This window comes from Novosphingobium sp. JCM 18896 (assembly GCF_025938095.1).
GTDB lineage: Bacteria > Pseudomonadota > Alphaproteobacteria > Sphingomonadales > Sphingomonadaceae > Novosphingobium.
The window spans coordinates 75,800-101,129 of the sequence record NZ_JAPCZF010000011.1; the positions used below are offsets into that span (position 1 = coordinate 75,800).

Below are 25,330 nucleotides of genomic sequence, written 5' to 3' on the forward strand. Positions count from 1 at the left end.
ATCGCCCGTGGGGCGCGTTCGGGTGACGGACGCGCTGCGTCCCCTAGCGCGACATTGGCGTCTCGTCGCTCTGGCTCTCAGCGCCGCGTTCGGCGTTTTCGCCGCGCTTTCAGGCTTTGCTCGGTCGCCCGAGCAGACGTTGTCGGCCGCCAGTGCGCAATTGCGTCGCCACCCGGCCAGCGGCGATGTCCAGATCGTCGAGATCGATGCCCGCAGTATCGCGGCGATCGATCGCTGGCCTTGGCCGCGCCGCAACTATGCCGCGTTAGTCGATCGCTTGCGCCGCGCGGGCGCCGCGTCGATCGCCTTCGACGTGGACTTCTCTTCGCATTCCGATCCGCAAGACGATGCCGCTTTCGCCGCTGCACTGGCGCGTCCGGGCATCCCCGTCATCCTGCCGACGTTCGGTCAGAAAGCCGGCGGCGGGCGCGCGGGCTGGACCGACTCGCTACCGATCCCGGCGCTTCGCGAACATGCCGCGCTTGCCGCCGTATCGATCCTACCCGATGCCGACGGTGCCGTCCGCCGTGCGCCGATTGCCACCATGACCGACGGTCTGCCGCGCCCTTCTCTTTCGGCGATGATCGCGGGAATTTCGGGCGGCGCGGCGGATAGCAACTTTCCGGTCGATTATGCGATCGATCCCGCAACGATCCCCCGGCACTCTTTCATCGACATTCGCGACGGGCAATTCGATCCGGCGGCAATCGCTGGCAAGCGGATCTTGATCGGTGCGACGGCGATCGAGATGGGAGACCGCTATGCCGTGCCCAATTACGGCGTGATTCCCGGTGTGGTAATCCAGGCGATTGCGGCGGAGACTTTGCGCGCTGGCGTCCCGCGGGAAGGCGGCTGGGTACTGCCTCTGCTCTTCGCGCTCCTTTGCGGCTGGGGAATTCTCCATCTGCGCCGGAGCGAGGCCCTATTCGTCGCGGTCGTCACAGCACCGCTGGCCCTGTTCGGCCTGTCGGTCATTGCACGTGCGCTTCTCGCGAGCCGATTTCCGGTCGTACCAGGCCTTGTCGCGCTGACGAGCCTGAGTGCGGCCGCCTATATCATGCGCATCCTTGTGGGGGCGCGCAAACGCCGCTTCGAAGACCCCGCCACCGGTCTGCCGAACCGTCATGCGATGCGGGGCGCTGTACGGGCGAACGCGGGATTGGGCGTCGTCGCGGCGCGCTTCGCCGAATATGACAAGGTCGCCAGCGCACTCGGCGATCGGGCGACCGTGGACTTGATCCATCGCGTGTGCGAGCGCATAGCCATGATAACCTGCGGGGCGACCGTCTTCCGGGTGGAGCACCGCGTGCTGGCCTGGCAGTGCGATGATGCCGAGCAGCTCGAGATCGCACTGTCGACGCTTCGTGCTTTGATGCTCAGCCCGGTGGAGGTCGCCGGCCGCCGCGTTGACGTCTCGCTCGTCTATGGGTTCTCGCCTGCCCGGGCGAACGAGGACGCCGATGGCACGATTGCCCGTGCGTTGCTGGCCGCGGACCAGGCCCTTGCTCTCGGGCAGAACTGGCAGGTGCACCACGCGGAGGACGACGAAACCGTCGATCGCGAGCTCTCGCTGCTTGGCGAGCTCGACGAGGCAATCGCCAATCACGAACTTGACGTATACTATCAGCCCAAGCTGTGCCTCAAGACCAACCTGATCACCAGCGTCGAGGCGCTGGTGCGTTGGAATCACCCCACTCGCGGCCCGCTTCGCCCAGACCTGTTCGTTCCTCTGGCGGAGCGCAATGGTCGCATCGCCGGGCTGACGCTCCATGTGCTCGAGCGCACCATCAGCGATCTGCATGCCTGGAATGAGCAGGGGCATGCGATGACGGCAGCCGTCAACCTTTCAGCCAAACTGCTCAATTCCGCAACGTTCCTCGCCGATCTTCGTCACCTCATAGAAACCAGCGGCATCGCCCCTCACGTTCTTACCTTCGAGGTCACGGAATCGGCGGCGATGAGCGATGCGACTGAAGCCGCCGCGGCGCTGGAATCGTTCCAGGCGATGGGCATCGCCATCTCGATCGATGATTACGGCACCGGCCAGTCGACGCTGAGCTACCTCAAGCAGCTTCCGCTCGACGAGCTGAAGATCGATCGCAGCTTCGTTCAGTTCGCACATCAGAATCGCAGCGACGGAGTTCTGGTCCAGTCGACGATCAATCTCGCGCACGAACTCGGCCTCAAGGTCGTGGCGGAAGGTGTCGAAGATCCTGAGTGCATGGCATTCCTGCGCGCAGCGGGTTGCGACATGATCCAGGGCTATCTGATCAGCAAGGCGGTTCCGGCAAGAGAGCTTTCGGCCTTGCTGGAGCGACCCGTAGCCGTAGCCGTAGCCGCGTGATAATGCATGCCGCGCACATGTGCTCGTTGTCCGAAGAAATCGACTGTGTGCAGTTTTATACTGACTTCGATGATATCGGGTATGATACGTACGCTTGGTTGGGGGCGCTCTCAGGTTCCGTTACCCCGGTAGCCTGACGTGTCCCCAACTTAGTCCCCAGAGACCCGCCTGACCCGCCCGTCCGAGCATAAGGCGCCGCCTCGATTGCATGCAGATCTTCATCGGGCGCGTGAGGTCCAACTCATGTGCCGTCCTCTGATCGCCTTTGACGCCGACAAACAGGTTGTTTGCCTGGCGACACGCAAACGAGAGATCGGCCATAATTCGGAAGCGATCCTGCAGAAGCTCGACGCTATATTTTTTTGTTTGGTTTGTATTGCGATGTAGATCGCCCCGTTCTTCATGCTTGCTGGCATTCTATTGGCGTTCATCAGCAAGGTTCATGCTGGCGTATATAGCCAAAGTGTCTTCGGTCCTCCTAAAACGGCGCCGTCGCCCAAGCCGCTGTCACTCAATCAATTATCATCGAGTAGGCCGCATCATTGGTTTGCAACCTGCTCAACAAGAGCCAGCGAGTGGTGGAGAGGTGTAGCTTGGCCTCAGGCGTCTTGGCCGATCGGCTCTGGACCCCCGGGTCGCAGGCTTGGGTTGCCACGCGCGGCTCTTGCCTCGGTCATTGCCTGCCAGCCCGCGAGAAACAGCGCGGCCGCCATGGGGCCAACGACGATGCCGCTCAGGCCCATCGCCTCGATCCCTCCAAGCGTCGTCACGAGGACGAGCCAGTCGGGCACGCCCGTCTCTCGCCCGACGAGGAGTGGTCGCAGGATGTTGTCGGCAAGCCCGATAACGATAACACCCGAGGCAACCACGACGGCGGCCTGCCAATAGGCATCCGTCGCAAGCAGGTAGAGCGCGACGGGGCCCCACACGATGGTGGGACCAATCGCGGGCAAGAGGGCGGCGATCGCCATCAGCACACCCCAGAGCAACGCGGCTGGAAGTCCCACGATCGCGAAGGTGACGGCGCCAAGTGCGCCCTGCGCCGCAGCGACCAGTCCTGATCCCTTAATCGTTGCGCGGGCAACCGTGACGAATCGATCCGCGAGAAGCTCCGATACCCTTTCGTCGAGCGGTAGGGCTGCGACAACCGCGGGGCCGATCTTGCGACCGTCGCGCAGCAAGAAGAAGGTCACATATAGGCCGACGCCAAAAGTCAGCAAGAAGCCGGCTGCATTGGCCCCAATCGACAAGGCGTGGCGGGCGATCACGCTAACGCTTTGGGTGAGCGCCTGCGATAAACGTTGTTGAGCCCGCTCGAAGCTGCCAAAGCCCCAAGTGTTGACGAGCTGACGCAGACGATCGGGCAGCGCATCGTGCACCTGGCGGAAATACTGGCCAAAATCGATCTGACCGGAGCGCAACTGCTGATAGACGCCGGCGGCCTGGTCGACGACCATGCTGGCGATTACGAGTAGCGGAATGACGACGGCCACCGTCAGGATCAGCATCGTCAGACCAGCGGCCAGACTCTCCCGCTCGGGCCATCTGCGCAGCAGCCGATCGAATATCGGTTGAAACAAGATCGCTGTGAGCGTCGCCCATAGCAGCGCGCCAAGAAATCCCGATACGATGACAATAAGCCCGGCGGTGATCAGCGTGAGGAACACGGTCATCCCGCCGCGTTCAAGTCCGGCCTTGGAAGGCATCATCGGTGAAATCCTTTTTTGGCGAAGCTGGCGGTCAGAGATTGCCAACCGCGCGCTCGCGGCAGTGCGTCGACACCTCTGCCATCGAGGGGAGGCTGATACCCGCGCCGCGCGAACTCCTGCCGTGACGGGGCTGGGTCGGCGCCAGCTTCAAGAGTGGCAGGTATAGGGCGAGGGAGCGGCGGGATTACGCCACTCCCTCGCATCCGCCGAGCTTCGCTTCCCCTACGTGCCTCGACGGAAAATCAGTCAGAGCTGATTAGAATTGCAGGCTCACCGAGGCCCGCAGCGAGTGGTAGTCGAAATCGGTGTCGGAGGGACGAATGTTCGTGCCGCCCGACTGGATGAGGAACGGGTTCGTCGCGGGCGCAGTGCCCTGGCCAACCGCGACGCTATACTTGTTGTCGCGGTGACGGTTGTAGAGATATTCGAGACCAAGGCTGATATTGTCCGTCAGCATGATCTCGGCGCCGCCGCCGGCCTGCCAGCCCCAGACGTACTTGCCGTCATTGACCTCGGCGAAGCTGTTGGCGGTGTTGGTCGTGCCGAAGCTGTGATCGATCTTGGCATAGCTGCCGCCGCCCGTGGCGTAGAACAGCGCCCCGCCGCCCGGAGTGAAGCCAGCGCGTGCTCGCAGGGCAAAGGCATGGTCGAGGCGCCGACCGATCGTATAGCTGGCAGGCGTCGTGCTGAACCCTGAGGTGAAGTCGCGGGAGTTGTTGCGGGTCACTTCGAACAGGCCGCCGACGACGAAGTCGCCATTGCGCATGTCGTATCCGATGCGCCCGCCGTACTCGACCCGGTCACGATCCTTCGCGCAGCCGCCGGCAGGGATCGACCCATTCGCGGCGCCATTGCAGAACCCGGATGCGAAGGCATTGGCGCCCGCTGCGGTCGCGACCGTGTCACCGTAGGTGCCGTCGCGATTGGTGTCGAAGACGAGCGTATCGGCGCGGTCGTTGCCCTGCGCTGCGATGCCGGCGACGCCCGAAATGTAGAGGCCATCGAAATGGCTTTCGCGGTCTTGCGCAAAAACGGGCGTAGCCGAAGCCGCCACGGCAACCGCCGCGGAAATCAGATGATTGAATTTCATGAAGTTGGAAGTCCTTATCGACACGCCGGACCGACCGCCGCGTCGATGACAGAATTCCGAACTCCCCCAACAGTTTCTAATCTATGTTAATTTTGCGATTCTGTGTCCTCATGGCCACAGGTGGCGGACAGATATGGCTCCCATCAAGGTCTGCAAATTTCAAACCGGTGACAAGGCTCAGCTTGCGCGGCTGAACCTAGGTCCGTCGTCGAGCACAGTTCGGATCGCCCCCCGATCGGCAGGAAGTGCGACTTGGCCACCGATCAGAAATCTAGAGGCACGACGGAAATGGCCTTGAGGCCCGAGGGAAGCCAGTGCTGAACGAAGTCACCTCTCAACTGCCGCTTTATGCTCGTCTCGACTAAAGTGGAGCCAAAGCCGCGCCTCTCGCTCGGTTCATAGCGAGGTCCGCCGATTTCGGCCCAGGCGAGTTCGACCTCGTCATGGCGACGGGTGATCTCGAGGTCGACATGTCCGGCGTTATCGGAGAGGGCCCCGTATTTGACTGCATTAGTCGCCAACTCGTGGAACGTGAGCGCCAGCGGTGTCATGTAGCGCTCGGGAAGAGACAGATCGTCACCCCGGATCCGGATCCGGACATCGCCCTCGCGTGTGTAAGCTGCGAACAACTCATTGAGCATTCCCTGGAGGGAGAATTGCGTGACGCCTTCCTGGGGGCGCATGTAATCGTACGCCCGGCCTAGTGCGGCGATCTGCGCGCTCATCTTCTCGCCGAAAGGCTTAAGGTCGGCTTCCTCTCTGGCTGACAACCGCACGAGCGACGCGACCACCATGAAAATGTTCTTGATCCGATGGCCGAGTTCCCGGGACAGAAGATCCTTCTGGTCCTGGAGGAGGCGCTGGTCGTGGATATCGGTACAGGTCCCGAACCAGCGGACGATGTCTCCACCAGAATTGCGGATTGGCAGCGCCCGCCCGAGCGTCCAGCGAAATTCGCCATCATGGCGCCTCAAGCGATATTCGATCTCATAGGGATCGCCGGTTTCGAGGGAATGCCGCCAGGTCTCCCATGCTCGCGCCTGATCCTCTGGATGAAACTGACCGTTCCAGCCCGAGCCGTCCGTTTCCCCGACAACAGCCCCGGTGAATTCGTACCAACGCGCATTGTAATAGTCGTGGTAACCGTCTGGTCGGGTCGACCAGACCATTTGAGGCATCGTGTCGGCCAGCACACGAAACCGCTCCTCGCTCGCTGCAAGATCGGCTTGCACGGCGCCTTCCCAGGCTTCGTGCCGAAGCGTTGAACGCCGCTCCTCGAGGCGGCGCATGACGGCTTGGGCGAGGACGATCAAGCCCTCCTTCTGCAACGGCGTCAGCGAGGATCTGGGAAGCGGGGAGATCACGCAAAGCGAACCCAACGCTTCCCCCGACGACGATACGAGGGGAGCGCCAGCGTAAAAGCGAATATGCGGTTCGCCCGTCACGAGGGGGTTGTCAAAAAAGCGATCGTCGGCCGCTGCGTTCGGCACTTCCATGACCTGCTGCCCGACCATGGCATGAGCGCAAAACGACATGCTTCTTGGGGTTTCGGTAGCCTGCAAACCCGTCCGCGCGATGAAGCGCTGGCGAGCCGCTTCGACGATGCTGACAAGCGCAATCGGACAATCGCACAAACCCGAAGCAAAAGCGGTTATCCGCGCCAGCTCAGGATCGTCGATGAGATCGTCGAATCCATAGGCCGCGATCGCCTGGCCGCGTTTTTTTTCCGAGGATTCAGGAGACGTGGAGGCGCCTTCCTCGTTGCTGGCGGCCATCAAGGAAGCATCCGCCGCGATGGCAGCAGGAATGGCAATCCGTTCATATCAGGGATCCTAATCCGCCAGAACCGGCGGAACGTTTGCAGGAGCGTCCTGCAAATCGCGTCCAGCGCTACTACGATCCATCACCCAGCGCCATCGGCGATTGCGAACTCAAGCATGGTCCCACTGGATCGTCAAATAAAGCGGAACGCGGTCGAGGCTGACGAGTTCAACACCCTGCCGCCGCGAGGGCGCAAGGATTTGGACAATGCGCGAACGCGACGACTGGCATCTGACGGACGACATCCAGCACGAGGCGGGACCGGGCGACCCCTTTGCCGCGGCCGTCCGCGCGACGCGGATGCCGATGGTGATCACCAATCCTTCTTTGCCGGACAACCCGATCGTCTTTTGCAACGAAGCCTTCCAGCAGCTGACCGGCTATTCGCGCGAGGAGATCGTCGGACGTAATTGCCGCTTCCTGCAAGGCCCCGACACTGACCCCACTGCGGTTTGCCAAATCCGACAGGCGATCGAGGGAGGGCAAGATATCGCTATCGAGCTCCTCAATTATCGAAAAGATGGATCGACCTTCTGGAACGCGCTGTACCTCAGCCCCGTGCGCAATGATCGCGGAGACATCGATTTCTTTTTCGCATCGCAGCTCGATGTCACCGACCGGGTCAACGAGAATTCGGCCATGGCTCGGCAGAAGGCGGAGGTGGAACGCGAGGTCGAACGGCGGACCGCAGATCTCCAGGCCGCTCTCGAAGCAAAGACCATGCTGCTTCATGAGGTCGATCACCGGGTAAAGAACAACCTGACAATGATTGGGTCGTTGCTGCGCCTTCAGGCCAGGACCATCAAGGAACCTGACACCGCCGCAAAGCTCCAGGCGATGCTCGAGCGGGTCGACGCGCTCGCGACAGTCCATCGGCGATTGTACCAGTCCAACGACATCACGCATTTCGATCTCGGCGCCTTCGCCGAGAACCTTCTATCGGACGTTCTGGGCGCAAGCGGTCGCGACGACCTCGCTCTCGAAACCGATATAGAAGCGGTGGAAATTCCCTCGTCGGCGGCCGCGCCGATGGGGTTGGTGCTCAACGAGTTGCTCACCAACGCCATCAAGCACGCATACTCCAACGGCCGCCAAGGAAAGCTCACAGTCAAGGTCAAGCGAAAGAGTGACGACGTGATCGTTCGCGTCCAAGACGATGGTCCAGGTTTGCCAGATGGACAGGCGCCGAGTGGAGGCCTGGGAACGGCAGTCGTCGAAAGGCTCGCCAAGCAGTTGCATGCCACAGTAACATGGGCTGATGCGAGGCCGGGCACGCTAGCGACGGTCGTCGCGCGGATCGATGCGCTATGAAGAGGCCCCAAGCGCCACTCGACGTCCTGATCGTCGAAGACGAGGCGCTCCTCGTCATGGACATCGAGGACATGATTTCGGACGCCGGACACAATGTCGTCTCGGACGGCGCCTCGCTCTATGACGTCGAGGCGCTGCCGGACGATTTGGACCCGGACCTGGCTTTCGTCGATCTTCAGCTTGCTCGTGGTACAAGCGGCCTGGACGTCTGCCGCTTGATCCGCACGCGCTGGCCAAAAACGTTCGTCGTGTTCGTGACGGCGAATCCAAAGAAGATTCCAGAGGACTTCTGCGGAGCTCACGGTGTGATCCCCAAGCCATTTTCGCGCAATGGCTTGCTCAGCGCGATGCGATATATCGAGGAAGGGGTCTGCGATCCTCCCCCGACTTCTCCCGCGCCGGCGAGCTTCGTCGCCTCGCCAGCTTTTGCGGCCTCCTGGGCGTGAGGGGAAGGGCAGTTTCAAGTATGGCTACCCATGCGCTCCGAGTGAGGGGCGCCAGCCATGCGAGCGCCTCTGATCCGAGATCAGGGAGCCGTTCAATGATCAATCAGGCCTCGTCACATTTGGCCGAAAAGCAGGGGGCACGTCACGGTCGGCCGACTATGGCAGGCGAGGCAGAGCCCGCCCGTTTATGACTCACTCCACGAGACGCAGGCGTGCGAGCCCAAGACGTTTGTCGCTCTCGGTTGCCGCATCCAATGCCTCTTCCATTTTGCTCAATCCCTGCGTTGTCAGGCTGAGGATACGTCGACGCCGATCTTTCTTGTCGCGGCGGCGTTCGATCAGACCTTCGGCTTCCAGAACTCCGATCCACCGAAGCACGGTGGTCGGCGGTGAGCTGGAGATGGCGCACACCTGGAAAACACAGGTCTCGCTGGCGTGACGTTGGATGTAGAGCTCCAGCAAAATGTCCCACGCAGGATTATGAAAAAGTGGAGACGCAAACACGCGATCCCGAGCGCGACGGGCTGCGGTCCAGGCTAGGGCGATTGTCTGCCTCCCTGGTGCTGAATTGCAGTCTGAGGAAGCTCCAGTCTGGATGTCATCTAGTTCAGCTCGAATGGCGTCCATATCCTGCCTCGTAAGTCCCCAAATGAAAGCTAACCTAGGTTAGGTAACGAGCCACGGCCGATTACCTCGAATATGGATATATTCGTCATGTCGGCTCACAATGGGAACCGAGCGATGGCAACGACTTCTGGTGCGGCACGCGGTGTCGCGGGCGCGCGCCGCTCCGACAAAGCGACCCTAAGGCCGCCCCGCGACCAGAGCCTTATCAGCAGTCGTCGTTCGGCGGGGGGCTGGGGGATGCTGTCAATCGCCGGGTTTGACCGTTGAGGCTCTTAGGTTGAGCGCCGTCACGTTGCCTCGGGAATCACATACCATTGCCCACTAATCGTACGGATCAGAGAATTGGCACGACCGCCGGTTTCGGTCTCCAGCCGGTAGCGATCCTGATCAGCATGGCGTGCAAGCCAATCTCTTGCCCAATTGAAAGCTGAAAATTCCGTCTTGATGTCATCAGCACGCGCCGCAACCACGCCATCTTTATCACGTAAAATGTAGCGCATTGGTGAATACTCCATCTATGATTTTGATGTTTTGAATATACTACTTAAAAGCGGCGGCGCTGATATTAGAGAAAGTCTTAGCGGAATTAATAAATTAGAGGCGCAAGATTTAGATTGCGCCGAAGTGGCCGCGGGTGGATAGGGGCGTCGGATAACAGGCGCGGCACTGTAGACGCAGGCCAGTTGATCGTCAGAAATCTGGACGGATCGGAATGCGGCGAGATTTTCGCGCCGCCGTGGCCCAGAAATACCAATGTCACTGCAAGCCACGCGCGAGACCGTAGCCCTGCCAGCTGAACCGCAGCGGAGTGGCGGTACGTTGTTCGGGAAGATTTGGATCTCCACGGTTCTCAGGTCGTGGCAATTGTGACGATGACGTATCGGAAGGTTATGGCGGGCCCTCTGAGGTGTCTCGACCTCCATCGAGGTCACGTATTGCCGTCGGAATCTCGTCGACCGGAACCGCGCGCTTCGCGCCACGCGGCTTTCTCAGCGCCGGCTGGTCGCGCCTCTCGGATCGATTGGGCGCCCAGGATGCGAGAATGGCGCGCATCACTTCCGGCTCTAGGCTGGGGTTTCGCGCACCATCGAAGGGATGAAGAAAACGGGAAAATGGCTGCGACATGGCCGTGCCTCCTTCCTTATGTCGCTCCAGTCATGCGCGGGGCTTAGTCCGTGCGGGTCCAGATTTTGGTTGGACTTTGAGTCGCGTCAAGAGGATTCTTGCGTCCTAACCCACTGATAAGGAGGGACTTGGCACTCGCTCGCAGCGAGTGCCAATTTTTTTCACTCACCCTCTTGATCACCAAAATCGGTTTTCATATTTTTGCCGCGCTCCTCGCTGACATGGCGAGGAGATCATCACATCATGTTTTGCATCTGGAGGTTATGCATGCATTTCCGCCCCTTGCACGACCGTGTGGTCGTCCGTCGCATTGAAGCCGAGGAAAAGACCTCGGGCGGCATCATCATCCCCGACACCGCCAAGGAAAAGCCGCAGGAAGGCGAAGTGGTCGCCGTCGGCCCAGGCGCGCGTGACGATGCTGGTCAGCTCGTCGAGCTCACGCTGAAAACGGGTGATCGGGTTCTTTTCGGCAAATGGTCGGGCACGGAAGTCAAGATCGACGGCGAGGACCTGCTCATCATGAAAGAAACGGATGTCCTCGGCGTGATCGAGGCGCCGGTCGAGCTCAAGCAGGCCGCATAGGCGCGACTGCCATCACTTGAACATTCAGGAAGGAAATCGAGAAAGGAGTTTTGGCAATGGCTGCCAAGGAAGTGAAGTTTGCGTCCGAGGCGCGTGATCGCATGCTGCGGGGCGTGGATACGCTTGCAAACGCAGTGAAAGTGACGCTGGGACCCAAGGGCCGCAACGTCGTCATTGAAAAGTCTTTCGGCGCTCCTCGCATTACCAAGGACGGCGTCACGGTCGCCAAGGAAATCGAGCTTAAGGACAAGTTCGAGAACATGGGCGCGCAAATGCTGCGCGAGGTGGCGAGCAAGCAGAATGACAAGGCCGGCGATGGAACCACGACGGCAACCGTGCTCGCCCAGGCGATCGTGCGCGAAGGCTCGAAGGCGGTCGCTGCCGGCATGAACCCGATGGACCTGAAGCGCGGTATCGACATCGCGGTCAATGCCGTGGTCCAGGACCTCGAGGCGCATGCCCGGAAAGTCAGCGCCAACAGCGAGATCGCTCAGGTCGCGACCATTTCCGCCAACGGCGACGAGGAGGTCGGCCGTATACTCGCCGAGGCGATGGACAAGGTCGGCAACGAAGGCGTCATCACCGTCGAGGAGGCGAAAAGCCTGGCGACCGAACTCGAGACGGTCGAGGGCATGCAATTCGACCGCGGCTATCTTTCGCCCTATTTCGTGACCAATGCCGAAAAGCTCAAGGTCGAATTCGAGGATCCCTACATCCTCATCCACGAGAAGAAGCTCTCGAACCTGCAGGCGCTGATCCCGCTGCTCGAGCAGGTCGTGCAATCGGGTCGGCCGCTGCTCATCATCGCCGAAGATGTCGAAGGCGAGGCGCTCGCGACGCTGGTCGTCAACAAACTGCGTGGCGGTCTTAAGGTGGCGGCGGTCAAGGCGCCGGGCTTCGGCGACCGCCGCAAGGCGATGCTTGAGGACATCGCGGTGCTCACCGCAGGCAACGTCGTCAGCGAGGAACTGGGTACCAAGCTTGAGAGCGTCACGCTCGGCATGCTCGGCCGTGCCAAGAAGGTCATCATCGACAAGGACAACACGACCATCGTCGATGGTGCCGGCGCGCGCTCGGACATCGATGCCCGCGTCGCTCAAATCCGCGCGCAGATTGATAACACGGCGAGCGATTACGACCGCGAGAAACTCCAGGAACGTGTGGCCAAACTCGCCGGGGGCGTCGCGGTCATTCGCGTAGGCGGCGCGACCGAAGTGGAGGTCAAGGAACGCAAGGACCGGGTCGATGACGCGCTCCACGCGACCCGCGCAGCTGTGGAGGAGGGTATCCTTCCGGGCGGCGGCATCGCGCTGCTTCGCGGCCTGAAGGCGCTCGATGGCGTCAAGGTCGGCAACGACGACCAACAGTCGGGCATCGATATCGTGCGGCGCGCTCTGCGCGCCCCTGCGCGCCAGATCGCCGATAATGCCGGCGAGGACGGCGCATTCATCGTCGGCAAGCTCCTCGAAAGCGATGACTACAACTGGGGCTTCAACGCCGCCATCGGCGGGTACGAGGATCTGGTGAAGTCGGGCGTGATCGATCCCGCCAAGGTTGTGCGCACCGCGTTACAGGACGCCGCATCCGTTGCCTCGCTACTCATTACGACCGAAGCGGTGGTTGCCGAAGCGCCCAAGGACGACAAGGTCGCGAAGGGCCTGACACCCGAGATGGAGTATTGACCTGGACAAGAATCGGCGGTGCCGAACACTTAGCTCGCATTCGTCACATGAACCCGGCAGCGCGCTCGTCGCGCTGCCGGAACTACCATCGCATCGAACATGAGGAACTCGACGATGAACCATCATTATCTACGATATCTCGAGAAGGAACACGCTCGACTTGAGAAAGAAATCCACGACGAGGAACGTCGGCCTCTTCCGCGCGAATTCCTGATCCGACGGCTCAAGAAGCTCAAGCTGGCCTTAAAGGATCAGATGGCCGCTTGCCTGCCGCACGAAGGTACGCGCACCGCTGCCTAGACGGCTTGCCCTGCTGGCTGATCTTCTGTGATCCAGGCACCGACCTCGCAAAACCCAGGCGGCCACGAAGCGTTGCAATGGGGGTGCCTGGGCGCAGGGCCGGCCAGTCGGCTCGGTTTCGGGTTCGCGCTGGCCTGCCTGGAGCGGTCACCTGAAGCGGCAAAAAGATACAATCGCCCGACGATCAAAAGGTACAGCGAGCTGGAATATGATCGATCAAGACAAATTTCGTGCAGATCAAGGTGCGAAATTCTTCGGTCGTTTTGAGCGACACGGCGCAGGATGGCGGGGCGTCGGATATGCCGTTGCCAGCGGCGTGGGAACGAATGCGACCGAAGAGCCAGAATACTTTGATGCCGTAACGCGAGAGGAAGTCGCTACATGGCTAACACAGACAGCGCTGCTTCGTGGGTTTCGCACATGGCACGAGGCTCAGCCCATATCGTCAAGGAGAAGCCGAGATGGCTAAGTGGATTAAATGCACCGCTCTAAACAGTCCCGATCATGTGATTTATGTAAACCTGGATCAGGTTGTGAGCATTTCAGGCAGCGTAAAGGGCGGGGGCAGCGTCATTACATATGCTGGTGGAGAGACTAACCAATTTGTCGTGAATGAGGCTCCAGCATTTATCCTGCAAGGGACGATCATCTGAACGGAGGGGTCATCTCAATCACTTTATCGAGATGTGAACTGAGTGCAGCAGGACCCTACGTGCCCGTCGCTCGGGCGCTCTCCCCCGAAGCCATTGGGTCGATCACTCAGGACGACATGCGCCTTACTGGCAACGCTTCACGTTATCACGCGCTGGCGCGTGGCCTGATCCGCAGCCCGCCCGATGGTCGGAACGTATGGATGCTCACTCAATTCGAGCTGAATGAGTGATGGATCGATAGAATATACTCGGTCTTCCAAAGTCATCACCTTGGTCTTTCAATCACCCCTGGATCGGTCCTTTAAGGCCACTTGAGCTTCATCGCCTTAACACTTGTTGCGCAAGGTCGGTGCTTGACGAAAAACTCTCATTCAAAACGGAGAAGGAAAGGGGGGCGTCAAAGCTTTATGCGGCATCACCCTGCATCAGCCCTGTCTCGTCCAGCGTAACGCGCACGCGGCAGCCAGGTTGGGCATTCTGTCTGCTTACGGTTCCGCACAACTGCTTCGCGATGAGCCTCACAAGCTTCGAGCCGAGACCTGGAGGCGCGTCTGTCGCGCAGCCGACTCCGTCATCCGCCACTTCTACGATCAGCTGGGTTCCGTCCGCTCCGATCTTGACGTTGATGATGCCTCCGCGTTCGGTGGGATAGGCATATTTCAGGCTATTGGTCACAAGCTCGTTGACGATCAGTCCCACGTGGACGGCAACCGAACTGGGCACTGTCAGGAATTCACATTCTACGCGGATGGCGATCGGCCGGACGTCTCGCAGCAGGTCTCCCAAGCCATTGCACAATCCCTGCACGTAAGACGCGAGCTCCACCCGCCCGCCGTTGCTGTCGCCTCTCAATCTCTCTTGGGCTCTCGCGACGACCAGCACCCTTGCGTTCGCGGCCTGCAGCGCCTGTCGCACGGCGGGATCGGCAGATGCATTGCTCTGGAGGGCGATTGCTGAGCGGATAATGGAGAGGTCATTCTTTGTGCGATGTGCTAGTTCTTCTAGCAGCAAGGCCTTAGCGGCCTCGCTTTCATGAAGGCGCATCATGGTGCGGCGCAAAAGTTCGGTGACGCCAGCCATCGTGAAACCGATCACCACGAACAGGGCGATCGCGAACCAATTGCGTGGCCCAACCGCGAACGAAAAGCGGGGTTCCATGAACACGTATGCCGAGACGGCTGCGCTGAGAACGGTAGCGTAGAAACCGGAGCCGCGATCAAAGAGCAGGGCACAGAGAAACACTGCCGGAATAAACAGAAGCAGCGGAAAGTGCTGAAGCGGATCATTAAGTGAAAACCGCACCAGAGCTGTCACCGCGATGATCCCGGTGGCGGCGCCGTACCGGAGGATCAATCCGAACCTTCTAAATGGAAGGAGGCGAACCAGCATGTTTTCCATCAAGATGGAATGCATCTGGAAGGACGAGCGTTCCACTATTCGCCCAGCATTGTCTATGCTCGTTCGAAAACCGCCTCGGAAAATCAGCTCTCATGCCGCCTCGTGATGGTGTTGGAGACGGACATGACATTTACACTCGCTGCCGTCTGTCGCACCATCCTGTTGACGGTCAGATCCCTCAGTGGGGCAGTCCGTTGGCCAAAAGTGTCCTGCCAGTCACAAGACTAAGGGGCACCCGCCATTTCCACCGACGTGGCGGGAGAATCGCCGATTTTGCGGTAATGGGCGCTGCCCCTCGCAGTGTCGGGCGACAAGCTATCGCAAAGCCGCTCTGTCGGCCAAGGCTGCCGGCCCGCGGTCGGCCTGCGATGAAGGCTGCCGCCGCGAGCAGACCACCGCATCCTTGCCAACTTGCGGCACGGATCGAGCAGGCTCGTTGTCATTGCAGGCATGGGCGACCGATCTTTGATGCGCGGTATTGTCGTTGAATCTCACGGCTCGGTCGAACGGAGTCCTCCGTTTGTAGCCGCAGCGCCCCTTCCACTCATAACGAAACGCTGGCGGGGGTAACCTTTGGCCAGGCCGTTGTAACCAGAGCCCCGACCCTGCGTTAAGGGCCGGGGCAACCGAGTGCCGCATCCAGGACAAGGACCTTAAAAGGTCTCGTGCGGCACCCGGTTAACCGCTTGTCGCTTTCGCGCGTTCCTACATTGCAAAAATACAATCTTGGCGCGTGCGCGAGCCGATGGGAGAGATGACGATGGGTTTGCGACTGCTCCTCGTTGAAGATGATGGGCACACCGCGGGCGAGGTATTGCGGGGCATGCGCGAGCGCGGACATAGTGTCGAGCATGCCGAGGACGTCGAGCGCGCGGGAGCCCTGCTCGAGACTCGACCTTTCGACGTTATCATCGTCGATCGCATGCTTCCCGATGGGGATGGCCTGATACTGATCAAGCGTTTGCGCGCGCGCGAAAACGGCACCCCTGCTCTTGCTCTCACTGCGATGGGCCGCATCGCCGATCGTGTCGAGGGTCTGAAGGCCGGTGCCGATGACTACCTCGTTAAACCATTCTCGCTCGATGAACTGGAAGCGCGCGTCGAAGCACTCGCGCGCCGCGTGAGCGCCGTGCGTCTGGTCATTGGCGATCTCGTGCTTGACCGTCTGACGCGGACCGTCCACCGCGGATCGACCCGCATCGCGCTGATGCCTCGCGAATTTCAGCTGCTTGAATTGCTTATGGCAAGTTCGCCCGCCGTCGTGACCCGGACCATGCTTCTCGAGCGCGTCTGGGAATTCCATTTTGATCCGGGCACGAACCTTGTTGAAGCACACGTGTCTCGCCTCCGCAGCAAGATCGATCGTGGAGGTGATCCGCCGCTCATCCACACCGTGAGAGGCGAAGGTTATGTGGCGCTGGCTCGCTGAAATCCGCCGCTCGGCGGTTTTCCGGATTTCGCTGATCAACATCGTGCTGCTTGTGCTGGCCTTCGCTAGCGCATTTACAGCCGCCTGGCTATCCACTCGCAATAGCGTCGAGCAGGCGGCACGCGATAGGATCATCATCGAGACGGATGCTCTGCTCGCAGAGCTCAACGACGAGGGGGTACGCGGAGCCGCGGCCGCAGTTGCCTGGCGTTCGCGCCGGCAGGGCTCGCTTCACTACTTGATCGACAAGCCAGGCCAGCCACCCATAGGTGATCTTGTCTCCGCCCCTCGCCAAGCAGGATGGCATCGGCTCCGGATGCGCCACGGGCTTCATGCCGGCATTCCGGTCTCGAACCGGGAGGATACCCATGTCGTTCTCCTTCAAGTCGTGATCCGTGATTGTCGATATGGCGGAGAAGGGACACGTATCGCCGTCGGTGAAGATCTGACCGCGACCGAAGCCGTGCGGGAGGCATTATTCGATGCCATGCTGCCTATCGGCGGCTCGGCCCTTGCGCTGGGTGTCCTGCTAATCGTCGCCGGCAGCAACCGGACGTTGCGGCGCATGAACGATATAATGCGCGTTGTGCGCGCCGCTGAAACGGGCGATTTCACGGCCCGTATCCGCGCGGCGAAAGCCCCCCGCGACGACGTTGATTCTCTTGGTGTGGCGGTCAACGGCATGCTCGATCGTATCGATGTTCTGATGGCCACGGTCGAACGCGTCTCGGCGGAGATCGCCCATGATCTTCGCACGCCACTCACCCAGGTCCGTCATGCCGTGCAGGCCGCACGGAATGCAGCAGACGATGGCCGCCGAACCGCGGCGCTGGAAGCGGCCGAGGAGGGGGTAGCGCGTGCCCTGCGGTTGTTCGACGAAATGTTGAAGTTGGCGGAAATCGATTCAGGCCAGATGCGCGCGGACTTCGTCTCGGTCGATCTAGGGGTCGTCCTCAGCCGCGTGATCGATGCCTACCGAGCCGAGATCGAGGCGAGTGGTCGCAGCTTGGGCTTCGAATGTGATCAGTCTTGTCAAGTTCGCGGCAACGCAGACTTGCTGACCCAAGCGATCGCCAACTTGGTCGAGAACGCTTTGAAGCACAGCCGCGATGGCGCGGTCATCCAAGTTAAGGCTAGCTACAGCCATCCGTGGATCGTCATCGCTGTCGAGGACGACGGCCCCGGTGTCGATCCCGCGGACGTCGCGAGGATTTTGCGCCCATTCGGGCGCCTTGACAGTGCGCGCAGCACACCTGGAACCGGTCTGGGGCTCGCGATAACCAAAAGCGTCGCCGCCCTGCACGGAGGCCGGGTTCGCGTGGTCCACCGCGCACCCGGCCTGGCCGTGATCCTCGAACTACCCTGTCAGCCCGCGATGCATCTGTCGGGCGTTTGACCAGGCTTATTTGCCGTCGGCCGCGTCCTTCGCAGCCGATCCGACGTCCTTGGCCGCCGAGCCTACGCTTTGCGCCGCGTTGGCGACGGCATTGTCCTTGGCTGTTTCGCTACTGGTCATGCGACTGAAGAACAGCACGCCCAGAACCAGCGCGACGACGAGCAGAAGTGCGATCATCCAGCCAGCCGTGCCGCTGCCCCGGCGGGTTTCGACGACGTCGATACGTTCGTTTGCCATTGCAACATCTCCTTGTGATGTCCGGACAAACTGCCGCCTGACCACTAAGTTGCTACCTTGTGAAATCGTAATGTTTGCAGGCAGGGTGATGACCGAAGCAGAAAACGATTTTTTTGGAATCGGCTTCGCTCGGAAAAAGAAACTTTGGCCCTTGCGAGGGCCGGGGTCGATGATGCCGCAAGGGGGGGCACCGGGGTGGGGTCGCGCGGGTCAGGGAGAACGGCATGAACCGAAAGGTTATTTGGTAGACAAAAGCGGGGGGGGGGCGTTGCGGGTCAGTTTCTCAGGCGCTGCAGCATTCTAGCAGCACCGCGAACATTCCGGACGTTCAACGACTTGGGCCGGTTCCTCGAAAACGATCTCTCATGGACTTTGAGCGTATCGACCAAGGGGGGGCTCCCATTGCAACGGATCTCGCTGGGCCGCAAAGGGCGGGTTCCTTCGATGCGGAGTGGGCGATGAAGCGATTGTGTAACCTGATCACGGCATGCAGCTTGGCCGCTGCGCCTGCCGGCTGCGCGAGCGAGCCCTCCAATGACCCGACCGTCGCGGTCAGTGAGGCCGATCAAGCCTACGGCGCGGAGCAGCACCCTCATTTGCTGGCCGAATTCGGCGGCGCCTATCAGGGGAAGCAGAGCCATTATGTGCGCACGATCGGGCAGCGCGTCGCCAAGGGGGCGGGGCTCGGCGAGAAATGTACGTTCACGCTCGTCAACAGCGACGTTGTGAATGCTTTCGCGGTTCCCGGGTGCTATATATATATCACGAGGGGCTTGCTCGCAGTGGTCGGAAGCGAAGCTGAACTCGCATCGGTTCTCGGCCATGAACTGGGCCACATCGTCGCACGTCATTCTCAGCGACAGGAACGCGGATCGCTATGGCGCACTCTTGGCGTCATTGCGGTTAGTCTCACGGGTTCTGATCGCCTCACCGAATTCGCGGGCCGGGCAGCTCAGCTTTTTGGTTTGCGCTACTCCCGCAAGCAGGAGTTCGAGGCTGACGACCTGAGCGTAAACTATCTGCGCAAAGCGGGCTACGACGTCTACGCCGCAGCCGAAATGCTCGAAGACCTCGAACGGCAAGAAGACTTCATGACGGCGACCCAAAGCCGCGATCCGGCGAGAAGCCTTCCGGAGTGGACATTGAGCCACCCGCTCACGGAGAGCCGGATAAAGAGAGCGCGTCAGAAAGCACGGGACACCGGCTTGAAGGACGATGCCCTTCCGGAAGAGCAGGCGGCCTATTTCGCGCAGGTCGATGGCTTGCTTTACGGCGACGATCCCGACCAAGGCTTCGTTCTGGGCCGCCGCTTTGCTCATCCCGTGATGCGGATCTCGTTTGAAGCGCCCCCGGGCTTCTCGCTGTCCAACAGTCCCCAAGCGGTACGCTTGGCTGGTCCTGACGGTGTGACGGGAGAATTCGGAGGTGGTCGTCTGCCTAGTAATGGCTTGCGCGGTTATACCGAGGCGGTGGCTGATGCGGTGATCGGCGATACGCCGGCTCAAGTGCTGAACGAGGTCACGACACGGATAAACGGCGTGCCGGCGATTACCCTGGCGATCGCGGTCAGAGTACAGGACGGTACCGTCCCGCTGTCGATAACCGCTTATGATGGCGGCGGCGGTGACGCCTTTCATTTCATTGTGATCTCGCCCCCCTCGGATGCCCATGTCGCCGCCATCAGGCAATTGTTCGGCTCTTTCCGCCGCCTGTCGCCGTCAGAGGCCGCGACGCTTCGCCCGCGGTTTTTGCGAACTTTGTGGGCGGGGCCTGGAGACACGGTCCGTGCATTCGCTGATAGAACGGCAGATTCGTCACCCCGCGCGCTGTTCGATCTCTTGAACGGTGCATATAAGGACCGTCCGTTGAAGCCCGGCGATCCCGTCAAGATCGTGACCTACGGCAACTAGCGCGTTGGTTACAGTGAAGTGGCCACTTATTGCAATTAGACCTGTCGGCGCGGTTCGCTAACCTTTGTAGTGGGTCGCCAAGCTGCCACGCACGCAGACTAGAATGAATGGCCTCCGGCAACTGCCGGCAAAGGCGCCGTTCGAGGCCGAATTTTACCGCCCTGTTAGCTGACGCTCGTTGATCTGGGCCGGAGTTTCGAAATGGCAGCGCGTGGTCAGACCGCTATCGAGGCGTGAGAATGAGGGGAAGGCTGCTTAGCCGCCGCACAGCAAGGCTTGGTATCCATGCAGCACAGCTTTTATCGTCCATGTGGAATTCGTGGGTCGCAGCCAGCAATGCTTCGATGACGACGCGGGCCTCCAGGCGCGCAAGAGTATTGCCCAGGCAGACGTGAATTCCACTACCGAAACCGACATGCCGTCGCGGGCGGTCGAGGTCGATGGTCGCGGGCCGCTCGAACATTGCCGGATCGCGATTGGCCGCCCCCCACATCATCAGCATCGTCGCGCCCTTCGGGATGCTCACGCCGAATAGGTCGGCGTCGTGCTGTGCGATCCTCATGTGGTGACGGAACGGTGATTCGAGCCGAAGCGATTCTTCGATGAGCTTGGGAATGAGGGCCGAATTTTCGCGAAGCCGTCGCTGTAGTTCGGGATCTGTCGCAAGTATCAGCACGGTGTTTCCGATCAGGCTCGACGTAGACTCTCCGCCCGCCGCAAACAGTGTCAGCAAGACAGCCATGGCGAGCGGAATGTCGATTTCGCCGGCGTTGATGGCACTGGCCAGCAGGCCCAGGATACCGCTTCCCGGGTCTGCGATCGCTTCCTGCAATTGCGCAAAAACCCATCCGAAGGTTTCACCGGAAAAGCTCAGCCGTTGCTCGAGCTCCTCCTCGGATATGGCCGAGGCGAGCATATCGGTCTGGATGATCGCCGCGTCGAAGAGCGCCCCGGTGTTACGCTCCCTGAAAGCGATGAGTTCGGTGACGACATCGATCGGGATCAGATTGGCGAGCTCTGTCATGAATTCGATCGCGCCTCTTTCCAGGCCCGCCGCCATTCGCTGCGCCGACATTTCTGCGACCTGGACTTCGAGAGACGAAATCCGCTTTGGACTGAACTCGGCGCTGATGAGGCGCTTGTGCCGGGCATGAGCCGGCGGATCGGCCGTGGCCAGGATCTGGGAATCTTCGCCTCGGCCCCGGCCATGCGCCTTTCTGCCAGGCAAACCATCTGGCCTGCGATAGAGCAGATAGGCGAGCCGGGACGAGAAATCTTCGACCCGCCTGCAGGCCTCGGTCACGGCGGCGTAGGAATTGACCGTGAAGACATCCGTGTCCCCGACCCGCCAGACGGGGGCGTCCGCGACAAGTCGCGCGTAGAATGAAGCGGGATCGTCGAGCACGCCGCGATCAAGCAGCATGAGCGGGGAAGGGCACTCCATAACGCCTCTCCGACACGTTACTGGCACCCATGCTAGTAGATGCGCCGAACCGCTACTGTCAATCCTGCCAGTTGATGGTAAGCCGGCGCGATGGAGAATCTTGATGGCTGACACGAGACGTGCCGCCGAGGTGAGCAGAGCCATGCTTATCCAGGCCGCGGCACAGATCATAAACGATGAGGGATATGCCGCGCTATCTGCGCGGGTGCTGGCCGAGAAGGTCGGATTGAAGCGTCAGATCGTGCACTACTATTTTCGCACGATGGAGGATCTGCTGCTGGCCGTAGTCCGCTATTATGGCGATGAAAGCGCGGAACGGCTCAGCGAAGCTATGAAAGCGGGAAATCCTCTGGAAGCGATTTGGCACGAAGAGCCGGACACTAGCGCGACCACCTATGCCTTCCTTGCCATGGCGAAGCACATCCCCAGCGTTCAAAGTGAGGTCGAAGCCTATTCTTCGAAGCTTCGCGAACTCAAGATTGAAGCCGTGTCGCGGTGGCTCGCTGCCGAGGGTATCGGCGATAAGGTTTCTGCTGCGGCGCTGGTCACCATCATTCAAAGTGTCGCTCAAGGATTAAAGGCAGAGCAAATGCTTGGAACACGCGCAGGGCACGCTGAAGTGAGGGCCATGGTCGAAACATGGCTTAAGGACACAAAGAAGCTTCGTGAAAGCCTGCGGACAGATTGAGGGCGCATGCCGCCGGTATAGCCGCCGTTGATCGATGGACTGATACCTGACGTCAGGTGACTTGGCGAGGCCGCCGTGGTGCGCCGCAGATGCCGACTTCGATATTTCGAAACTTCACCTGGAAAAACGCCAATCAACGGCGCTTAAGAAGCCTTTCGACCGAAGCCTCCGCGGATCCCTCTCCTCATCCTCATGCCGAAATCCTTCTCCAGCACATAGTGGATCTGGCAAACCTGAGCGTCGGTGGGATGTTCGATCCAACGAACGGGTCGCGCGCTGCGTCTAGGGAGCGGAGGATTTCGTCGTGCTGGGCCTGGATCGCCTCGTCGTCACGGTGCTAACTTTTGTCAATCGGGAACAGCGCGACGAAGCTCAAGACGGTCATGGCCGTATTGACGGTAAGCTGCAACTTATCGGACTAATGGAGGGCCTGCCCAAAGGGGACCAACACCACGATGAGCAGACTGGACAGGATAAGGCTAGCGGCATCCTCCAGGGCATGCGCCGACTTACTGCGATTCTTGCGAAATAGCAGGCCAAGATCTCCTTGTTCGGCTTCATGGCGTTATTTGTCAGCGAAATGTCGCGCGCCCCATGAACCGGCCCGAGAATAGGTCGGCAGGAACCGTTCACCGCTAGTTGGCCGAAAAAACACGACCGTGCCGAAGGAGCCGAATCGCTCCTTCGGCACACGAACGACGGCGCCCAGGGCTAGCGCACCGAACCGCGGCGGAAGAGGTTGACGATGGCGAGGAACAGGATTGCGCCGACCAGCGACACGAGCACCGAGGGAATGCTGATCACGCCGCTGGTGATCGGCGCGCCGCCAATGAGCGGAGTGACGACCAAGCCGGCGATCAGCGCGCCGATAATGCCGACGACAACATTCAGGATGACGCCCTGCTGAGCATCGGTCCGCATGATAATGCTGGCGACCCAACCGATGAGCCCTCCGACGATGAGAAGAATGACGATACCCATAACGTAACCTTTCTGCTTTCTTGGACACTGGCAGAACCCGTGAGGTGACCGCCGCGTTCCTTGCGCGAATGTCAAAGCCTCAATGGCATTGGTGCAGGCATACCTATCGCACTGGTACTGCCGGGCGGACATTACCTTCTGCTGCGGCTTGCTCGGGGAGGTGCGGTTTTTTCGAACGGGAATGTATGCTCACCAAACCCTTATGCGCCTGCGGTGTTCCACCGCGGGCGACCTGTTTCTGTTATACAGCATCTGACCGCGCCCCTAGCTATCAAGGCACCTTTCCGTGAATCAACGCGTTTTGTCGCCAGCTAGGAGCAGCGAATGGTCGAAAAATTGCAGAAGTTCGCACTACTCGTTCGCGTAGGATACGCGGCACGTGGCATAGTCTATGTGCTGCTGGGCTATCTGGCCCTAACCGCTGCCGGAGAGACGTCGGGGGGGCAGAACGCCTCGTTCGATTTCCTTCAGGGCGTGCCGTTAGGCTCGCCGGTGCTCTATGTGACGGCCGTCGGCCTTGCGGCCTATGCCCTTTACAAGCTTATCGCCGCAATCGGCGACCTCGAACACAAAGGATTCGACGCCAAGGCCATTGTAGAGCGTGTGGGCTACGGTGCCAGCGGCTGCGCACACACGGTACTGGCATGGAGCGCATTCCAGTTTGCGCACGGCGAAAAGCAGTCGGCAAGCGCCGATAGCGGAAGCAGTGCAGCCAGCACCCTGTTAGCCTGGGATATGGGCGCGATCGTCCTTGGCGTAGTGGGCTTGGGGTTTGTTACGACAGCGGTCGTTCAGTGTCGTACGGTGATCACTGCAAGCTTCATGCGGACAGTGGGCGCAGGCGCGCCCACTTCCGTGTGTTGGATCGGCCGCATTGGGCATGCCGCGCGGGCCGTCGTATTTCTGGTGATCGGTTGGTCGCTCATCCATTCTGCCTGGCTCGGCAACGGCGCGGAGGCAAAGGGCCTCGGGACGGCGCTTGTCAGTCTTAGAGAGAACCAGGCGCTCCATACCATCGTCGCGCTGGGGCTGCTGATGTTCGGCGTTTTCAGTCTGATAGTTGCGCGATTTCGAATCATCCCCGACGTCGAAAAGAAGGATCTGAAACCCAAGTTGAAGTGATAGTTTGAACGGATTGAGCTCGCACTCCTGGTATAGAGGGATGTGCCCGCCATCGCCGACTTAGTTGACTAAATAGGCTGGGCGAAAATCGCTCAAAGCCGCCGTCCGTGGATCATGCGGATCGCCGATAGACGCACTGCCAGAAGATGGTAGGCTCAAGTTGTCGTGTGATTTCGGGGGGAATGCATGCCGTATCGCCACGCCTGGGTATTCATCATTGCGCTGCTCACCGCGACCTTCTTCGCCTTCTGGCGCAGCTACTTCAGCATATTGCCCACGGCATCCGTCGGATTTCACATCCATGGGATCACGGCCTCACTGTGGATGCTGTTGCTTCTCGCACAGAGTAGGACTCCACACCGCGGTCAGATCGCCATGCACCGCAGATTGGGACAAGCGACCTTCGTGGCGGTACCTCTGTTTAGCGCGGGATCTATGGGCGTGATCCATTCGATGGCGGTCGGCACGGCGACCGGCGATCCATTTTACGCGTTGTGGGGTGCGCCACTCGCCTTCATCGACTGGCTAGCGTTTGGCGCCGTGCTCTTCGCGGTTGGCATGGCACTTCGACATCGTCGCGAGGTGAGGCTGCATTCCGGCTATATGCTGTCCACCGTGCTGATGCTGCTGAGCCCAGTGCTTGGCCGGGTGATCAACAAGACCGTGCCCGGCCTCATTATCGGAGGGCCGAAGGATTTTCCCGTTTTCGGTTGGGGCGTTCAACTTGCCAATTTCATTGCCGGAGCAATTGCCCTTTGGCTCTGGCGGCGCGATCCTCGAACGGGCCGTCCCTGGGCAGTCGCGCTCGGCGTTATCGTCGTCCAGATCGTCGGTTTTCAGACTTGGGGTACAAGTGAAGGCTGGAGACTGGTATCGACAGCTTTGGGCACCCGACCATTGGGAGCGCTGCTCGCATTCGGCATCGTAGCGGGCGCGGCGACAGTGATAATCGGCTGGTCAGCCTCTGGCGTGGGCCGCAAGCAATCAGCAGAGACTTAGCCGTCATGCCGGTGCGCTGCGACTGACAGTAATCGC

The 25,330-nt window shown here is 60.5% G+C and carries 23 protein-coding genes; 14 read left to right on the top strand and 9 right to left on the bottom strand.

Annotated elements, in window-relative coordinates; all coding sequences use genetic code 11:
* Positions 1-22 precede the first annotated feature (22 nt).
* On the top strand, positions 23-2,344 hold the full coding sequence (locus OLX23_RS24235; protein WP_264447915.1) for a putative bifunctional diguanylate cyclase/phosphodiesterase: 2,322 nt from the start codon (positions 23-25) through the stop codon (positions 2,342-2,344).
* A gap of 599 nt (positions 2,345-2,943) precedes the next feature.
* Here OLX23_RS24235 and OLX23_RS24240 read toward each other — a convergent pair.
* From OLX23_RS24240 to OLX23_RS24250, 3 genes are all read right to left on the bottom strand, one after another.
* Positions 2,944-4,050: an AI-2E family transporter gene (locus OLX23_RS24240; RefSeq protein ID WP_264447947.1), complete on the bottom strand. Its 1,107-nt coding sequence runs from the start codon at positions 4,048-4,050 to the stop codon at positions 2,944-2,946.
* A 259-nt stretch (positions 4,051-4,309) separates the two neighbouring features.
* Entirely contained in the window at positions 4,310-5,143 is an 834-nt protein-coding gene (locus OLX23_RS24245) for an outer membrane protein (protein WP_264447916.1), read from the bottom strand.
* Between the two features lie 263 nt (positions 5,144-5,406).
* Positions 5,407-6,918, bottom strand: a complete 1,512-nt coding sequence (locus OLX23_RS24250; RefSeq protein ID WP_264447917.1) for a PAS domain-containing protein — start codon at positions 6,916-6,918, stop codon at positions 5,407-5,409.
* Between the two features lie 253 nt (positions 6,919-7,171).
* Between OLX23_RS24250 and OLX23_RS25795 the strand changes: the two genes are divergently transcribed.
* Both OLX23_RS25795 and OLX23_RS24265 read left to right on the top strand, forming a co-directional pair.
* Entirely contained in the window at positions 7,172-8,275 is a 1,104-nt protein-coding gene (locus OLX23_RS25795; protein ID WP_319641349.1) for a PAS domain-containing protein, read from the top strand.
* Positions 8,272-8,721, top strand: coding sequence for a response regulator (locus OLX23_RS24265; RefSeq protein WP_264447918.1), 450 nt, complete (start codon positions 8,272-8,274; stop codon positions 8,719-8,721). The genes OLX23_RS25795 and OLX23_RS24265 overlap by 4 nt, the downstream gene beginning before the upstream one ends.
* A 192-nt stretch (positions 8,722-8,913) precedes the next feature.
* Here OLX23_RS24265 and OLX23_RS24270 read toward each other — a convergent pair whose 3' ends face one another.
* Together OLX23_RS24270 and OLX23_RS24275 are read right to left on the bottom strand one after the other, a co-directional pair.
* Complete coding sequence (locus OLX23_RS24270; RefSeq protein ID WP_264447919.1) at positions 8,914-9,183, bottom strand: hypothetical protein; 270 nt, start codon at positions 9,181-9,183, stop codon at positions 8,914-8,916.
* Between the two features lie 452 nt (positions 9,184-9,635).
* Positions 9,636-9,848 (bottom strand): hypothetical protein, encoded by a 213-nt coding sequence (locus tag OLX23_RS24275; RefSeq protein WP_264447920.1) that lies wholly within the window; start codon positions 9,846-9,848, stop codon positions 9,636-9,638.
* Positions 9,849-10,740: 892 nt separating this feature from the next.
* On the opposite strand from OLX23_RS24275, the gene groES reads away from it, so the two are divergent.
* The 4 genes from groES to OLX23_RS24300 all read left to right on the top strand — a co-directional run bounded on the left by groES (position 10,741) and on the right by OLX23_RS24300 (position 13,690).
* Positions 10,741-11,055 (top strand): co-chaperone GroES, encoded by a 315-nt coding sequence (gene groES / locus OLX23_RS24285; protein WP_264447922.1) that lies wholly within the window; start codon positions 10,741-10,743, stop codon positions 11,053-11,055.
* 56 nt (positions 11,056-11,111) lie between these two features.
* Positions 11,112-12,737, top strand: coding sequence for a chaperonin GroEL (groL, locus tag OLX23_RS24290; protein ID WP_264447923.1), 1,626 nt, complete (start codon positions 11,112-11,114; stop codon positions 12,735-12,737).
* Between the two features lie 114 nt (positions 12,738-12,851).
* The gene (locus OLX23_RS24295; RefSeq protein ID WP_264447924.1) at positions 12,852-13,037 is read left to right on the top strand and encodes a DUF465 domain-containing protein; all 186 of its coding nucleotides are present in this window, start codon (positions 12,852-12,854) and stop codon (positions 13,035-13,037) included.
* Positions 13,038-13,498: 461 nt separating this feature from the next.
* Positions 13,499-13,690, top strand: coding sequence for a hypothetical protein (locus tag OLX23_RS24300; RefSeq protein ID WP_264447925.1), 192 nt, complete (start codon positions 13,499-13,501; stop codon positions 13,688-13,690).
* A 405-nt stretch (positions 13,691-14,095) separates the two neighbouring features.
* Here the strand turns inward: OLX23_RS24300 and OLX23_RS24305 are convergent, their stop codons facing one another.
* On the bottom strand, positions 14,096-15,124 hold the full coding sequence (locus OLX23_RS24305) for a sensor histidine kinase (RefSeq protein ID WP_264447927.1): 1,029 nt from the start codon (positions 15,122-15,124) through the stop codon (positions 14,096-14,098).
* A gap of 724 nt (positions 15,125-15,848) precedes the next feature.
* On the opposite strand from OLX23_RS24305, the gene OLX23_RS24310 reads away from it, so the two are divergent.
* Positions 15,849-16,517, top strand: a complete 669-nt coding sequence (locus OLX23_RS24310; protein ID WP_319641350.1) for a response regulator transcription factor — start codon at positions 15,849-15,851, stop codon at positions 16,515-16,517.
* Positions 16,498-17,913, top strand: coding sequence for a sensor histidine kinase (locus OLX23_RS24315; protein ID WP_264447928.1), 1,416 nt, complete (start codon positions 16,498-16,500; stop codon positions 17,911-17,913). Before OLX23_RS24310 ends, OLX23_RS24315 begins: the two co-directional genes overlap by 20 nt.
* Before the next feature lie 6 nt (positions 17,914-17,919).
* On the opposite strand, the gene OLX23_RS24320 is transcribed toward OLX23_RS24315, so the two are convergent.
* Positions 17,920-18,150, bottom strand: coding sequence for a hypothetical protein (locus tag OLX23_RS24320; protein WP_264447929.1), 231 nt, complete (start codon positions 18,148-18,150; stop codon positions 17,920-17,922).
* Positions 18,151-18,515: 365 nt separating this feature from the next.
* Between OLX23_RS24320 and OLX23_RS24325 the strand changes: the two genes are divergently transcribed.
* The gene (locus OLX23_RS24325) at positions 18,516-20,060 is read left to right on the top strand and encodes a M48 family metalloprotease (RefSeq protein WP_264447930.1); all 1,545 of its coding nucleotides are present in this window, start codon (positions 18,516-18,518) and stop codon (positions 20,058-20,060) included.
* A 223-nt stretch (positions 20,061-20,283) separates the two neighbouring features.
* On the opposite strand, the gene OLX23_RS24330 is transcribed toward OLX23_RS24325, so the two are convergent.
* Positions 20,284-21,465, bottom strand: a complete 1,182-nt coding sequence (locus OLX23_RS24330; RefSeq protein ID WP_264447931.1) for a cytochrome P450 — start codon at positions 21,463-21,465, stop codon at positions 20,284-20,286.
* 142 nt (positions 21,466-21,607) lie between these two features.
* Here OLX23_RS24330 and OLX23_RS24335 point away from each other — a divergent pair, with 142 nt between their 5' ends.
* On the top strand, positions 21,608-22,192 hold the full coding sequence (locus OLX23_RS24335) for a TetR/AcrR family transcriptional regulator (RefSeq protein WP_264447932.1): 585 nt from the start codon (positions 21,608-21,610) through the stop codon (positions 22,190-22,192).
* A 304-nt stretch (positions 22,193-22,496) separates the two neighbouring features.
* Positions 22,497-22,724 (top strand): hypothetical protein, encoded by a 228-nt coding sequence (locus tag OLX23_RS24340; RefSeq protein ID WP_264447933.1) that lies wholly within the window; start codon positions 22,497-22,499, stop codon positions 22,722-22,724.
* A gap of 179 nt (positions 22,725-22,903) precedes the next feature.
* Here OLX23_RS24340 and OLX23_RS24345 read toward each other — a convergent pair whose 3' ends face one another.
* Positions 22,904-23,173, bottom strand: a complete 270-nt coding sequence (locus OLX23_RS24345; RefSeq protein ID WP_264447934.1) for a GlsB/YeaQ/YmgE family stress response membrane protein — start codon at positions 23,171-23,173, stop codon at positions 22,904-22,906.
* Between the two features lie 324 nt (positions 23,174-23,497).
* On the opposite strand from OLX23_RS24345, the gene OLX23_RS24350 reads away from it, so the two are divergent.
* Together OLX23_RS24350 and OLX23_RS24355 are read left to right on the top strand one after the other, a co-directional pair.
* Positions 23,498-24,295: a DUF1206 domain-containing protein gene (locus OLX23_RS24350; RefSeq protein ID WP_264447935.1), complete on the top strand. Its 798-nt coding sequence runs from the start codon at positions 23,498-23,500 to the stop codon at positions 24,293-24,295.
* A 186-nt stretch (positions 24,296-24,481) separates the two neighbouring features.
* On the top strand, positions 24,482-25,294 hold the full coding sequence (locus OLX23_RS24355; RefSeq protein WP_264447937.1) for a hypothetical protein: 813 nt from the start codon (positions 24,482-24,484) through the stop codon (positions 25,292-25,294).
* Positions 25,295-25,330 lie beyond the last annotated feature (36 nt).

What these genes read in the sequence shown, in the direction of transcription:
- OLX23_RS24240 (WP_264447947.1), bottom strand. Translation starts at nt 4,050, where the DNA reads ATGCCTTCCAAGGCCGGACTTGAACGCGGCGGGATGACCGTGTTCCTC.
- OLX23_RS24245 (WP_264447916.1), bottom strand. Translation starts at nt 5,143, where the DNA reads ATGAAATTCAATCATCTGATTTCCGCGGCGGTTGCCGTGGCGGCTTCG.
- OLX23_RS24250 (WP_264447917.1), bottom strand. Translation starts at nt 6,918, where the DNA reads ATGGCCGCCAGCAACGAGGAAGGCGCCTCCACGTCTCCTGAATCCTCG.
- OLX23_RS25795 (WP_319641349.1), top strand. Translation starts at nt 7,172, where the DNA reads ATGCGCGAACGCGACGACTGGCATCTGACGGACGACATCCAGCACGAG.
- OLX23_RS24265 (WP_264447918.1), top strand. Translation starts at nt 8,272, where the DNA reads ATGAAGAGGCCCCAAGCGCCACTCGACGTCCTGATCGTCGAAGACGAG.
- OLX23_RS24275 (WP_264447920.1), bottom strand. Translation starts at nt 9,848, where the DNA reads ATGCGCTACATTTTACGTGATAAAGATGGCGTGGTTGCGGCGCGTGCT.
- groES (WP_264447922.1), top strand. Translation starts at nt 10,741, where the DNA reads ATGCATTTCCGCCCCTTGCACGACCGTGTGGTCGTCCGTCGCATTGAA.
- groL (WP_264447923.1), top strand. Translation starts at nt 11,112, where the DNA reads ATGGCTGCCAAGGAAGTGAAGTTTGCGTCCGAGGCGCGTGATCGCATG.
- OLX23_RS24295 (WP_264447924.1), top strand. Translation starts at nt 12,852, where the DNA reads ATGAACCATCATTATCTACGATATCTCGAGAAGGAACACGCTCGACTT.
- OLX23_RS24300 (WP_264447925.1), top strand. Translation starts at nt 13,499, where the DNA reads ATGGCTAAGTGGATTAAATGCACCGCTCTAAACAGTCCCGATCATGTG.
- OLX23_RS24310 (WP_319641350.1), top strand. Translation starts at nt 15,849, where the DNA reads ATGGGTTTGCGACTGCTCCTCGTTGAAGATGATGGGCACACCGCGGGC.
- OLX23_RS24315 (WP_264447928.1), top strand. Translation starts at nt 16,498, where the DNA reads ATGTGGCGCTGGCTCGCTGAAATCCGCCGCTCGGCGGTTTTCCGGATT.
- OLX23_RS24320 (WP_264447929.1), bottom strand. Translation starts at nt 18,150, where the DNA reads ATGGCAAACGAACGTATCGACGTCGTCGAAACCCGCCGGGGCAGCGGC.
- OLX23_RS24325 (WP_264447930.1), top strand. Translation starts at nt 18,516, where the DNA reads ATGGACTTTGAGCGTATCGACCAAGGGGGGGCTCCCATTGCAACGGAT.
- OLX23_RS24335 (WP_264447932.1), top strand. Translation starts at nt 21,608, where the DNA reads ATGGCTGACACGAGACGTGCCGCCGAGGTGAGCAGAGCCATGCTTATC.
- OLX23_RS24345 (WP_264447934.1), bottom strand. Translation starts at nt 23,173, where the DNA reads ATGGGTATCGTCATTCTTCTCATCGTCGGAGGGCTCATCGGTTGGGTC.
- OLX23_RS24350 (WP_264447935.1), top strand. Translation starts at nt 23,498, where the DNA reads ATGGTCGAAAAATTGCAGAAGTTCGCACTACTCGTTCGCGTAGGATAC.
- OLX23_RS24355 (WP_264447937.1), top strand. Translation starts at nt 24,482, where the DNA reads ATGCCGTATCGCCACGCCTGGGTATTCATCATTGCGCTGCTCACCGCG.